Here is a 14,633-nt window from a genome sequence, read left to right as displayed (position 1 = left end):
TCGGCGCGCTACCCCGAGCAGATCGAGTGGTATGCCGAGGATTACGCGACGGTCGACGCGTTGGTCGACAGCTTCACCGCCAACCACGGCATCGCGCTCGAGGGTTTCCACGGATCGCCGCCGCTGGTGCTCGATAACGTGCGCGAATACCTGCAGGCCATGCACGACATGCGCGTCGACTTCCCCGAGGTCGACTTGCGCCGCGTCAAGGTGACTCGGATGGATTCCCTCACCGCAACGGTGCTCGGCATCGACGGCGAGAGCCCGCACGCCACGCTGTACACCGAATCGATCAGCCTGCGTGAGCATCTGCTCGTCGAGGCGCACCTGCCGGAAGGACGGGTATACGACACGGCCGTCGAGGCGTTCGGCGACGCGATGGTGTACGCCGGACGGTGGCGCGCCGAGGTCGCGGCGGTGCCCGAACTGCGCAAGCTCTACGAGCAGGAGCACGGCCCGGCTCGCGAGCCCGCCTTCACCAAATGGCTGGAGCGTCAGTTCGACCCGTCTTGTTTCACCAAGAAGGGCGAGTTCGACGCGCGCGAAGCGCTGGTGCAGTCGTTCGCCGCGGTCGAGGGCGATCGACCGCGCCCGACCGCGGGTGAGCAGGTATTACACGACGTGCTGGTCGACCAGGCCGAACTGTGGCACGACCAAGGCGCGGACAACCCGCGCGTCGAACGGGTCGATCCGGCGGAGCGCCGGGCCAGGACCGAGATCAGCGACCAGCTGCGCGAGGACCTCGGCATCGAGTCGGCCGGTCTCGACACTCCAGGGGTCGACCTGCGCACGGTGCGCGAGTTCGACGAGACGATCCGCTTCATGATCGAGCGGCATCCGGAGATCGATCCCGGGCAGATCATGATCATGCCGCTCGCCGAGGAAACCTACGCCCAAACCCGGTGGCGGACAGCGCAGGACGGCACGATCGTCACGGAGTGGATCGCTCTCAACGAGCGGTACGCGATCAACCCTGAGCTGTATGCGCGGGAGATCGCCGGTGCGATCGAACAAGGATTCCTGGTCGGTGACGCAGGCAGCCCGGTGCAGACGGACATCACGCACGAGGCCTACCACGCGGTATTGAACGCCGCAGGCATGCGAAACACACCGGAGGCGCTTCGGCTCGACCGGGCAGCGGCGGAACGTGAGCTGCTCGAGAAGTACTACGAGGTACGAGATCGAGTCCCCGCGAAGAACTTCCAGGAATGGCTGCGGGACGAACTCAGCGCCTACAGCTTCGACAGCCGTGGTGATCTCTACACCAAGGAGGCCTACCCGGAGGCGGGTGTCGCGGTGGTCTTCCACGGCGACGCGGCGTCCGACGCCCAAAAAGTGCTGTACCAGCGGATGATGCGCATGCTCGCTGAAGGCGCACCCGAATCGGGGCCGAAACCCGAACCAGGCACGCATGGCACCGACAATGTCGAGAACCGGGGCGACAGGTCCGATGCCGACCGACCAGCGCCGCAGGAACGCGACGCGGCGGCATCCGACCACGAGACCGGATCCACGGAACGGACACAGGACCAGCAGGCCGCGGGCGAGCACACCACCGCACCGGCCGCCGTGCACGAAGAGACCGGCACCTGGTCGGCCGCGGACTACCAGACCGCCCAACAGGTGGCCGACGCGCTCGCAGCCAAACGCGGTGTCGAGGTCGTCGGGTTCGACAATCCGCGCGTCGATGTGCACACCGCGCTGGAATACGCGCGGGCCATCGACCTGTCCTGGGCCGAGCATCCGTATGTCGATCTGCGCGAGGTGCGGATCGCGCCGATGGATCTCATGACACCGGCGTTCTCGGAAGCACGGGTGGAGAACGGGCGGACAATCACCCAGTCGGTCACCTTGAACTCCCGCTACGCAATTCGTCCCGAGCTACTCGAACGCATGTGGGCCAAGCGAGTATCGAGCGGATTCACCTTCGGTCCCGCCGATCGGCCGGTGTACTCGCTGATGGTGCACGAATTCGGGCACGCGATCGATAACGCCGGTGCCAACAACGCTCGCGGCGAACTGATGTACGAGCTGTTCCACCACTTCCGGATGGAGTTCAAGTCCGACGACATGGGCGCGTTCATGGACTGGGCGCACACACAGTTCAGCAAATACAGCTTCGACGCCGAAGGCGTCATGAACCCGGTCGAGTTGCTCCCCGAGGCGTACGCGGCGGTGACGCACAAGCGCGCGGCGGCGACCATGGGTGAGAAGATCGCGCACGCGCTGCTGCTGAGTGAGGCGAAGGCCGAGCAGGCGCGCCAGACGGCGGGCAGGCCCGACGCGCTGGACAGTCTGACCGCGCGACTGGACGCGTTGACCAAGGACGATCCGACCAACCGCTTCTTTCCGCAGTTCCCCGACGAGCAGCCCGGCGGCGAACAGCGCATGAGTTTCGACCCCGGCTCGGGCGATGGTGGCTTCCGCGAGGAAATGCCGTGGAGCGCTTGGGATCACCACAGCACGTTCGAGCTGGTCGACGAGCTATACTACCAGCACGACATCGACGGGTTCTTCTTCGAGCGTGGTCACCTCGAGAATGTCCGCGAGCTCACCCAGGCGATCCATGATCTGAAGAGCGAGCACCCGTATGTGCTGTTGCACCAGGTCGATATCACCAAGCTCGACACCGATGCCAAGGCGGTGCTCGGCTTCACCGACAACCCGGCGAAGTCACGGACCAGTCCCGTGTGGACGGAGAGAATCTCGCTGAGCGAGCGGCTGGCCGCTGATCCGAACCTGCCGCCAGGCACCGTCTACAAGGCCGTCGTTCGCGAATACGCCGCTGCGCTCGTGCACGCGGGCCGCTGGCGTGCCGAGGTGGCCGCCGAACTCGCCCTGTACCGGCACTTCGCCGGAAAAGGTGGCATCGCAGGGGATTTCCCGGGCTGGGTGCGTGAACAGTTCGACGCACGCTGCTTCGACGAGCAAGGCCGCATGGTGTCGCCGCTGGCGCTCGAGGATGCGTTCGTCGCGGTCAAGAGTGGCGCGGTCCCCTCGGATGGCCAGCGGATTCTGCACGATGTGCTGGTCGAGCATGCCGAAAAGTGGCGTGGCGGTGACCCTTACGTCGTCGAGGCGGGCGAGAATCGGGAGTGGGCGCAGGACAAGCGCGAGATCGTGACCGCGATCGAAGAGCGGTACGGGATCGAGCTGGTCGGCGTCGACATCCCCGCCGTCGAGGCGCGCACCGCGCGCCAGCTGGAGTCGGCGATCCGGGACGTGCTCGAACGGCATCCCAATATCGATGTGCGGCAGATCCGGATCGCGCCGCTGGAGGAGCGGACCTACGCCGACACCCGGCCGATGTTCGACAGGCATGGGCGATCGCTGCGGGTTCGCGAGATCGTGCTGAACGAGCGGTATCTGATCCAGCCGGAGTTGTTCGAGCAGCACATGGCCGCGGACGTGCGGTCGGGGCTCCTGGTCGGGGACTGGGAACGCCCCGCGTACAGCGCCCTGGTGCACGAGCTGATGCACGGACTACACGTCAGCACCGGGTACGACAGGTCACTCGAAGGTCAGCAGGCGGCGCGCGACGAGGTGCTGCATCTGTTGGCAGGGAAGTTCCTCGAAGAATTCCCCGGCTTGATCGATGGCGCCGAGTTCCAGATCTGGCAGCATCAGCAGTTCCCCGACAACAGCTTTTATGCGGACGGCGTCCATCTCCGGCTCACCGAGGCCTACGCCGACGCGGGCGCGGCCGCGATCATCGGCGGCGACGAGCGGCTGACACCGGGTCAGCGCGTCCTCTACGATCACCTGCGCTCGCTGACCCGGCTCGACGACGCACCGAGAAGCGAAGCGGGCGAGCGGTTCCGGGACGATCCCGAGCAGCGGCCGGAGGAGGGCGACCCGCTGCCGCTGGCCCGGCGCTCGGCAGGCGAGACCGACCGCACGCTCCAGTCCGGTAGCGACCAGTCCGCAAGTCGGCTCGGCGAGCTGCCGCACGACCAGGCCGCGCCGCCCTCGAATCGCCGGATGTCGGCCAACGAGCAGCTGATTCGCACCGCGATGTCCGGTACGGATCCGAAGGTGTTCGACGCGATTCGCGAATTGCCGCGCAGGCAGCGGGAGTTGGCCGAGGCGCTGCTGTTCGACGACAAGACCATTGCGCAGTACGCCGAGGAACACGGGCGCTCGCAGGCGCATCTGCGCGGTCAGCGGATCGAGGCGTTCCAGCATGTGACCGACTTGCTGACCGGGGTTCGGGAATTCACCGGCCGCACGAATCCGACCATGCTGCTCGCCGAACTCGAAAAGGCCTATCGCGCTGAGGATCCCAGGCTGAGTGCCGCGCTGGAGCGGCTCACGGCCGAGGAGCGCAACTTCTTCGGCTGGCATTTCGAGGAGAACCTGTCGACCGCCGATATCGTGGCGCACACCGGCAAGGACGAGCGCGCGGTGTGGTTGCTGCGCAGCCGGACGGTGCATCACCTGACCGACCTGCTCGCTGTCGCGGGCGAGCCGGGCGGCCATATCGCCGGTGTCGTGCCGGACCGGGTCGTCGATGCCGCGCTGCGCAACGACCGGCCCGCGCTGGAACACGCGATCAGCAGGCTGGACGGCGCGTTCCACGAGTACGCCACGATGCGCTACCTGGACGGGAAGTCACCCGAAGAGATTGCGCGACAGACCAACCGCACCGCACAGACGGTCGAAAGCCTGGGTTACCGCACCGCCCGCCGTTTGGCCGAGCTGCTGCCAGGAGTGGCCGAGCCCGGTGGTCGGCTCGGCACCGACACCAGTGCGTTCAGCACATCGCAGCGGCGCAAGCTGCTCGATATCGCGATGGAGCAGAACGAGTCCCGCATCCGCCGTGCCGTCGACCAGCTCGGCCCTGGGCAGCGCCGGGCCGTGGAATTGATTGCGCTGGAGCAGCGTTCGATTCCCGAGGCGGCAGTCGAGATGAGCAGGGCAGACGGGAAGACCCGGTCTGCGCATGCGGTCGGTGAGCTGTATCGCAACGGGCTGAAGAAGATCGCCGACCTGGCCTTCCCCGAGACCGTGCGGGCCGCGCAGGCCGGCGATCCGCGCGCGACCGGTTTGCTGCGCGAACTGCACGAGAACGCCATCCGTGATCGGGTCGCCGCCGGGGTGGCCGATCGCGCGGTGGTCGATGAGCTCACCGCCAAGACCTTCGAGCGCGCTGGCGAGAACCTGCATTCGATCGGCGAAGCCAAGTTCGACGAATGGCTGCATGCCGTCGCGGATGGTGTTGTCGCCGAGCATCTTCGGGGAGAGGGCGGCCGGCAGGAGCCAGCCGTTGCCACGCCTGCGCGTACCGATCGAGAAGCGGTGGAAGGCGCCAAGCCCGAGCCCGCCAAGCCCGAGCCCGCCAAGCCCGAGCCCGCCGAGGCGGAGCTGGCACCGTGGCAAATCGCCGAGCGGCATCGGCTCGAGCTGATCGAAGGTGCTCGACTCGAACGGGAGGACGCGGAAGGCGCTCGGCGCGAGCTGGCCGCCGCGAAGGAGAAAGCCGCACAGCGCCTGGCTGCGGAGCAGAAGGCCGCCGAGCGGGCGGCCGTCGACCGCGAATCGCTCGAACGGCAAGCAAAACTGCGGGAGGCTGCCGAGCGAACGGCCGAGACCAGTGCCAGGCTCGAGCGGGAAGCCGACGTGCGTCTGCGCCCGAAGCACGAGGACGCAGCCCGTGCCGCAGCCGAATGGCGAGCGGCCGGGCGTCCCCCGCTACGGGAGTCGGCTGAATCTGTTCGAGCTGACCACGACGTTGCCGGGCATCCTCGACCGGAGCGGGATGCGGCCGAGCCTGTTCGCGCGGGGGAGCAAGTCGCCGAGAACGTGCCAGTCGAGCGGCCGGTGGTCAGAGACCCGCGTGTCCAGCGGTTCCTGGACTCCCTCCGCGACGGCGTGCTCGCCGTTGCGGGTGTGCGGGAATCGAGCCCGCTCGGGCGGGCGATGGCCGAGGCAACTCCGGCCGATGTGCAGCGGGCACTGGCCTTGCAGCCCAACGACCGCGGTCGGCTGATCCTGCTGCGCCACTGGCATGGCAAGTCGGTCGCGGAGACCGCCGCGGCGCTGCGCATCACGGACACCGCGGTGCGCGGGATCGAGCGGACGGCATTGCGCGGCATCGGGAAGTTCATCGCGGTCGAACATCCTCAGGCGGAGCGCTCCGGACCGGGATCGCCGCGGCGGAAGGCACCGGCATTCGCGCCGGACGCACCGGCGCCGCGGCGCACCGAAACCGGTGGCAGCGTGACCAAGCCTGCTGGGGACGAAACATCCACCCGCACCGACGGTTCGCGTACCCGCACCGGTGCGACGCCCATCCCGCCGGAAGCGAAACCGGTGTCGCCGCCGGAGTCCGGCCCGTTGTCGAAGGGGTGGTCGCACGGTGCGGAGCCATCCGCCAGGGAAGGCGACGGCGGCGTGACGGCATTCGAGCGACCGGACGGGACGGTCGCACGGGCGCATGTCACCGACGGTGGCCCGAAAAACTGTGTGCCGGAGGCATTGTCGTTCACCCGGGAGATCACCGGCAACGACAACATCCGGCCGATGACTGAGACCGCGGAGCTCAGGGCGCGCGGGGTGGACGGGACGGAGGTCGCGAACGCGGCAGGCGCCGACTGGCATCCCGGCGGCTTCGAGTCGTTGGACGCGATGGCGACCCATGTCAAGGACACCGGTGACACCGTGCTCGGTGCGATCGAATTCCACGGTGTGACAGGCGAAGTCGGCGCACACGCGATAGTGATGTTCCGCACGCCGGACGGCCAGGTGATGGTGCATGAGCGGATCGGTGACGTGGTGTACGAGTACGCGTATCCGTGGGGTGCGCGTCCCGCTGATGTGGCCGGCGTGTACGGCATCGTGTTCCACCCCGACGGGCAGGCCGAACATCCGCTGCACGGCAGGGAATCCGCCGCAGTGCCCGGCACGGATCGCCCGGAGACCAGGATCGGTGCGCGGCCCGGCCATGGCGACCCGCCGGGTCATGGTCCGCCGCGTGACGAACAGCGTTGGGACGCGCGCGATTTCGGCAGTAGTAAGGACATCGCCAAGGAACTCACCCGGATGCACGGGGTCGAGACGCGCGGTTTCGAAGGCACCAGGCCGGAGGCGGCGCGCGAGTTCGCCGCGACGGTGCACGAGCTGATGTCGGCGCATCCCGAGGTGGCGTTGCGCGAGGTGACCCTCATGTCCGGCGGCAAGGACGCCGAAGCGGTGTACAGCTACCGCGATCTCGTCGGTGGTCCGGTATTCGCCGACGAACTGATCGTCAGCAGGCGCCTCGCTCTCGACGCCGAGCTGCCGCAAGGGCGGATGCGCGAGGAAGCCACGCGCGCCTTCGGCGACGCACTGGTGCTCACTGGTCGGTGGCGCGCCGAGGGTCTCGCGGTGCCGGAATTGCGTCAGCACTACGCGGACACCAACGGCGGATTCCACGAGCCCGGCTACCGGCAATGGCTCCGTGAACAATTCGACGCCACGTCTTTCACCAAGGCAGGCGAGCTCGATCCGCGCACCGCGCTCGTCGAATCGTTCGTCACCGCCGAAACCGACCCGGCGCGGCTCACCCCCGGCAAGCAGGTCCTCCGTGATGTGCTGCTCGAACAAGCCGAGAAGTGGGCAGACGGCGATCCTTACGTCGTCGGCGAGGACATCGGCGCAGAGCATGTTCTGGAACGGATCGAGATCGCGAACGGGCTGCGCGACGAATTCGGCATCGATGTCCGAGGTTTCGAGCTGCCCGGCGTCGATCTGGACAGCGCCAGGCAGGTGGCGGCGGCCGTGCGCGAGGTGCACGCGCGGTACCCCGAGACGGAGGTCCGCAACATTCGGGTCGCGGTGCTGGGGGAGGAGCACACCTTCGCGCAGACGGTGCCCGAGTTCCGCCGCGGCGTCTCGCAGTACGTGCACGAGATCGTGCTGAACGAGCGGTTCATGACCAATCCCGAACTGCTGCGCCAGCACCTGGCCGAACAGGTGGAGACGGGTTTTGCTGCCGCACAACCCGATCGGCCCGCCTACAGCGTTGCGGTGCACGAGATGATGCACGCGGTGCACGCCAGCACCGGATACCGAGAGTCTCCCGCGGGCATGCGAGTGGCAAGCGACGCCCTCACCCGTGCATTGCTGAACACCTACGGCGAGTCGCACCGAGGACCGATCGACAAGGCCCGGTTCAACGAGTGGCTACGGTCCGAGCTCAACGAGTACAGCTTCGATACCAACGGCGACCTCTATCTGCCTGAGGCGTACGCCGATGCGGCGACGGCTGTGCACCTCACCCCGGATCGGGCGACCGCGGCTCAGCGCGCGGTCGCCGCGCACCTGAACGAGCTCACGCGATCAGGTTTCGACACCAGACACGGTCGCGGCGACGGCCTGACGCAGCGGTCCGAGATCCGTGGACCTGACCACGACGGCGTGGCGAATCGCGCGCCGGAGGAAGCGAGCGCAGCCGGCGAGAATCGCGCGGTGCCGGGCGGCTCCGAGGAGGCGCGTGCCGTTCAGGCGATGCTGGAGAACGCGGGTCTGTCCGTCAGTGGGTTCGATGTTCCGGGTGTGATCGGCGAGCGCGTCGTCGAGCTCGGGCACGCGGTGCTCGAAATGCAGACGGAGTATCCGACACTGGATCTGCGCGGTGTCAAGTTCGAGAAGCTGAGTGGCGACGGGGACGCGGTGGCGGTGCCCGGCTACTCGGAAGACCTGCAGCCGAGTGCGGTGTATGCCAAGTGGCTCACCCTGAACGAGCGGTTGCTCACCGACCCGAACCTGTCGGAAGGCGTCGTCTACGGCACAGTGGTGGCCGGGTTCGGCGATGCGATGCTCATCGGCGGCCGCTGGCGGGCCGAGGGCGCGGTAATGGGCGCGCTGCGCGACCATTTCGGGACAATCCACGGGCGACCGGACGAGCCGGCGTTCGCCCGCTGGCTGGACCGGGAGTTCCCGGACTGCCGCGGTCCCCAAGGCGCTTTCGAAACGCGGGATGCGCTGTTGCAAGCGTTCCAGGCGGTCGCCAATGAGCACTTCGTGGCAACGCCTGCGCAGGAGGTGCTGCATCGGATGCTCGTCGAGCAGGCCGAGATCTGGCACGACAAGCCGCCGCACGATCCGGACCTGCCCGTCATCGAGGATCAGGCACTGATCGCTGAGCGAACCGCGATCGGTGACGCACTGCGCGACGAATTCGGCGTCGACCATTACGGTTTCGATATTCCCGGTGTCGATCGCGAGGTGGTGCGGGAGTTCGCCGCCGCCGCTCGGGACGTGTGGAACAAGCATCCGGACATCCGTATCGAGGCGATCAGAATCGGCCCACTGCCCGAGGGCACCCTGGCGGAAACCAACACGGGCTTCGCCAAGGGCAAGCCCTACACCGTCTCGGTCACGCTGAACGAGCGGTACGCGATCAACCCGGAACTCTTCCGCAACCACGTCGCCACGGAGATCGCGGACGGCTTCCTGGTCGGCCTGCCTGATCGGCCGGTATACGGCACTGCGGTGCACGAGATGTACCACACAGTGCACAACATCTTCTTGCAGGCGGTCGATCTGACGCCGGGAGGCGTGCGGGCGGTAAACGCCGAAGCCATGCGGGAATTGGTCGAGGTGTACGGCGCAGGCAAGTCCACCATCGACAGCGATCGTTTCTACCAGTGGCTGCACGACGGGCTCAGCGGCTACAGCTTCGAGCCGATGCGGGAACCCCAGCCGGGCGAGGCACGTCCCGAGCCGGTACGTCGGGTCCTCGAGCTGCCTGAGGCATACGCCGAAGCCGGGGCCGCGGTGCACCTCTTGGGTGATCGGGCCACCGAACCGCAGCGGGTGCTGCACGATCGGCTCGTCCGGCTGGCCCGCGAAGCCGTCGAGGACGGCGGGACTACCGGCTCGCTGGATTCGGACGGCTCGGCGCAGTCGGTGAAACGGCAGGTGTCCATCGGTGGCGATCGTGGTGAGCCCGAACGACCAGCAGGCGAGCAGGACACTCCGGCCGGGCCACAGCGCGCCGCATCAGACTGGGATGCAGCACAATTCGCGACGTCGGCCGAGCTCGGCGACGCATTACGGGAGAACCACGGACTGGAACTTCTCGGGTTCGACCTGGCCGACCAGCCGATCGGTCCGGCCCGCGAGTTCGCGCAAGCACTGCACGATGTTCTCACCGCGCACCCGCAGATCGATCTGCGCGCCGCCCACATCCTCGAGGTGGACAAGGATGTGCAGACGCTGATCGGCGTGGACGGCGCCGAGCACGGTGCGCCGATCTTCACCGAGTCGATCGTGCTCAGTTCAGAACTGGGTCGAGACGCGGTGCTGCCCGAGGGGCAGGTGTATCACCGTGTGTTGAATGAGCTGGGCGAGGCGATGATTCACGCGAGCCGGTGGCGGGCCGAGGCTCATGCGTTGCCCGCTTTGCGTGCGCACTTCACGGAAAACGTTGCGCCGCACAGCAAGACAACCTTCACCGAGTGGCTGACCGCCGAGTTCGGTGCGGACCGAATCGATAAGTTCGGCGCGCTCGACGTGAACGGGGCGTTGCGCGACTCGTTCACCGCCGTCGAAGGCACCCGCACCGCTGCCACCGCGGGACATCAAGTGCTGCACGAGGTCCTGATCGAGCAGGCGGACCGCTGGCACCACCGCGGCCTCGACGCCGCGCCGGAACCGATCGGCTCGGAGGGTGCGCACCTGGCGCAACGGCGTGCGCTGCAAGACGAGCTCGCGGAGCTCGGCATGACCGGATTCGGATTCGACACTCCGGGTGTGCATGTCGAGGTGGTGCGCGATTTCGTGGCAACGGTGCGCGAGATGCGGGAACGGTATCCCGAGATCGACCCGGACCGGCTCGCCATCACGCCGCTGATGGACGAGCGGCTCGGCGACACTTCGGGACGCGGTGGGTCGCACGATCCGATCACCATCACCCTGCACGAGCGCTACGCGATCAACCCTGAACTGCACCGGCAGATACTCGCCGAGGCGATCGACACCAACTTCGTGCGCGGATCGGCCGATGACCCGGTGCGCAGCACCATCGTGCACGAGGCCTTCCACGTGCTGCATCACGCAACGGACTACCCGGCTACCGGGCATGAGGTATCCGAGTACAACCGGAGCGTGCTGCTCGAACTGATGGACAAGCACGCAGAACTGCACCCCAACTTCGAGGTCGGCTTCAAGGAGTGGCTGCGGAACGAGCTGTCCGGCTACGGCCTGCACGCGGACGGGATGCCGAACCCGCGCGAGGCGATCCCCGAGGCGGGCGCGGCGGTGGTGCACGGCGGCCGGGTGACCGACGCCGAGCGCGTCCTGTACGACCGCCTGATGCGTGACGTGCAGGAAGAGTCCGACCGTAGGCGCCATGTGCAGCCCGAAGATCCTGAGGCGGGCTCGCGCTCCGGCGCGCAGGATCGGGTGGCCGACCCCGCCGGGCAGGCCGAATCCACTTGGGACGCAGGACAATACCGAACCGGCGAAGAATTGGCCGCTGCGCTCCAGGAGAACCACGGAGTCAGAGTGGTCGGGTTCGACGGCGCAGGCGTGAATCTCGCCAGGGCGCGTGAGTTCGCCCAGGCGGTGCACGATCAGCTCACGGCGCACCCGGACATCGACCTGCGCAGCCTGTTCGTCGTCGATACCGAGCGAGACATGCAGACGGTGATCGGACTGGACGGCGTCGAGGACGGCGGGCCGGTCCACACCAAGTCGATCGTCATGAGCGAGCGCTTCGCCGGTGACAGCGCACCACCCGACGGGCGGGTCTACCACGCGACGCTGCGCGAGCTCGGCAACGCGATGGTGCACGCAGGGCGCTGGCGAGCCGAGACATACGCACTGCCCGCCTTGCGCGAGTACTACGTGGAAAACGTAGGGCCGATGGACAAGTCGGCGTTCGACCGTTGGTTGACGACCCAGTTCGGGCTGGAGAGCTTCGACAAGGCGGACACCTTCGCGCCACGTCGCGCGCTGCGTGAGTCCTTCGCCGCGGTCGAAGGTCGTCGCGCCGACATCACGCCGGGCGAGCGCGTGCTGCACGAGGTGCTTGTCGAGCAGGCTGGCCGGTGGAACCGCAGGGGTCTGGACAATCTGCCTGCACCGATCGGGACGGAGGCCGCGCATATCGCGGAGCGGCTCGCGCTCGGCACCGGGCTGCAGGATCGAGCCGTCTACACCTTCGGGTTCGACATCCCCGGCGTTGCGCTGGCCGGGGTGCGCGAATTCGAGGCCGCGATCCGGGACATGCTCGAGAAGTACCCCGATACCCGGCTCACCATGATCGGGATCCAGCCGATCGAAGAGAACGCGGCGGCGGTGACCGAGCGGTTGTTCGACCCGGAGTCCGGGGCGACGATATCGATCATCATTCTGAACGAGCGCTACGCGATCAATCCGGAGATGCATCAACAGGCCTACGAGGGGTCGATCAGCCGGGACTTCCTGGCAGGCCTGCCCGACCGGCCGATGCGCACCACGATCGTGCACGAGTTCTTCCACGCCGTGCACGACGTCACCGGATTCTCGGGCGACCCGCACGCCGTCTTCCTCGAGCGGGTCGGTGTCATGACCGAGCTGAAGGAGTTGCACGAGCTGTTCGAGCCGAATGCCGACACTGCCGCCTTCGAGCACTGGCTCAGGACCGAAGCCGGTCTCACCGGCTACAGCTTCGACAAGCACGGTCAGCTCGATATCCCCGAGATGTACGCCGAAGCGGGCACTGCCGTAGAGCTGCGGCCGGACCGAGTCTCTCCGGCCCAGCGCTTGATCTATGAACGCCTCATGCGCCAGGTGCAGGAGGAAAGCGACCGGGGGCACGCTGTCGACGAGGGCACCACGAGGACAGAGCAGCACGCTGATATGGGCGCGCCGCCGGAGCCGACCGCCTCGACGCCGACGCCGTCCGAACGAGTAGTCGCGCAGGTGGAGGAGTTGCTCGGAACGCGCGCTACCTGGGGTACTTTTGCCGAACCGGTCCGCGCCTTCCAGGAGTGGATACAAAATCCGACGGAGGGGCCGTTACCGCCGATCCGGCCGGACACGGTGCTGAACTGCTGGGAAGTACTGCTGTACGCCGGGGTCGACTCGGGCGTGTTGACGCATGAACAGCTGCACGTGATGTACCAGTTCGAGGTCACCGAAAAGGGAACTCCTGTCGAGCAGTGGTACGCCGACTTAACTGACATGCTGACGCCGAACGGGCGACAGAGTTTCGTTGTCGGCGATCCGAACTCGCCGGAGCCGCAGCGCGGCGACCTCGTCTTCTGGAACGGGACCGTGCACGTCGGGATGGCAACCGGACGATTGGCTCCGGACGGCTCACCGGAAGTGTGCTCCTTCTGGCCACCGCCAGGTGAGCTCGTCCCATACCACACCGAACCGGACGGAAGGCGCACTTGGGCTAAGCAAGATGTCGTCAAGTTGTCGAGTATCAAGGAACTTTACGATTACATGATGAACCCGCCGCTCGCGATCCAGGAATACCGGGACAAGGACGGTCGGATCGTTGTCGAATTCGGGCCTGGCCCATGGTGATCGGCGCGGTCACCGGGCAGGTGCTCGACTTCGTCTCCTGGGATGAGGCAGGCGAGGCGTTCGCCGTCGCCGTTCCGGATACGTCCTCGGACCACCAGTGGCCGCCCACGACTGTCCGGGTACCCACCGAACTCCGCGCGCTCGCGGACGGATCGCTACAGCTGTTGTCGCCCACCACCTTCGGCGCACGGTTGACGCGGTTGGGCCACGCACGTCTGCGCGCCGATGTGGATTCCCGGCATGTGGTGCTCGACGCTGTCCTGGCTCCGGATGGGTTCGCGATCACGCTGGAGTGCCTCGATGCGGAGCAGTATGTGGTGCGTGGGATCGACTCGGCGGGTATCGAGACCTGGGTCATCCGCGTAGGCGCGGATAGTCACCTGGCAGATGTCTCCGAGCGGTCGAGACTGCTAGCCGGTGCAGGCGGTCGCGTTTTCTTGAGCAACGTCGGTTCGTTGTGGCGAGTCGACGAAGGGACTGCGGAACTGGTCGACCGCTGGCAGGGCATGGCGGCCGTGTGGTGCCCGGACGGGACCTTCGGCTACGCGCGGTACGACCCCGAACGCCGTGTTCTCGACTGGGTGACAACGAATCCGGACACGGGGCGCTCCGTCGCCGTCGTAGCGGATCGGGGTGCGCAGGAGGTGCTGTCCACCGTGATCGGCGTCGACCAGGCCGGGCGCGTGTACGGCGGTTTCGGCAGACCGCTCGGCAGGATGTCTGCCTCAGGGGAACTGGATTGGCTCGTCGACGTCGACGGCGTCACCGTATCGGCCGCGCACGGCGTGACGATCCAGTCAATACTCAACGGCGACAAGGGCATACGACTCGATACGGTGACGATCGCCCCGCTCGGCGATCGCCGCGCGCGATTGATCGGGCGCACCGACACGGGCTATGTCCTGCATCAACCAGCCCGTGGCACGGTCGGCACGCTCGTGTTTCTCGATGCGGCCGGCCGAGTCGTGAATTCCGAACCGGCGCCGGAGAATTGGCCACTGAGGTACTGCTCGCGCCAACGGGCGTCCGTTTCGTCGGTCACCGCAGCGGGCAGTGTAGTGATAGCGGTGCATTCCGCTGCCGGGGTGCACGTGCTCGGCCTGGCCCCGGAACCAACACAAAGTCCATGA

At 67.2% G+C, this 14,633-nt stretch carries 2 protein-coding genes (1 of these 2 only partly in view); both read left to right on the top strand.

All coding sequences use genetic code 11. The annotated features are described in order from the left end of the window. On the top strand, positions 1-13,503 hold the end of the coding sequence (locus ACGFNJ_RS23035; RefSeq protein ID WP_393451605.1) for a hypothetical protein. 20,766 nt of this gene lie to the left of the window's left edge; 13,503 of the gene's 34,269 nt are visible here — the last part of the coding sequence; the start codon falls outside the window, past its left edge; it ends in the stop codon at positions 13,501-13,503. Then, on the top strand, positions 13,497-14,633 hold the full coding sequence (locus tag ACGFNJ_RS23030; RefSeq protein ID WP_393451602.1) for a hypothetical protein: 1,137 nt from the start codon (positions 13,497-13,499) through the stop codon (positions 14,631-14,633). The genes ACGFNJ_RS23035 and ACGFNJ_RS23030 overlap by 7 nt, the downstream gene beginning before the upstream one ends.

It is taken from the genome of Nocardia sp. NPDC049149 (assembly GCF_043197455.1).
Lineage (GTDB): Bacteria > Actinomycetota > Actinomycetes > Mycobacteriales > Mycobacteriaceae > Nocardia.
The sequence above is the reverse complement of the archived record's forward strand: the minus strand, read 5'-3'. Positions and strand labels throughout refer to the sequence as shown.

Coding starts and splice junctions, on each gene's coding strand:
- ACGFNJ_RS23030 (WP_393451602.1), top strand. CDS start 13,497: ATGGTGATCGGCGCGGTCACCGGGCAGGTGCTCGACTTCGTCTCCTGG.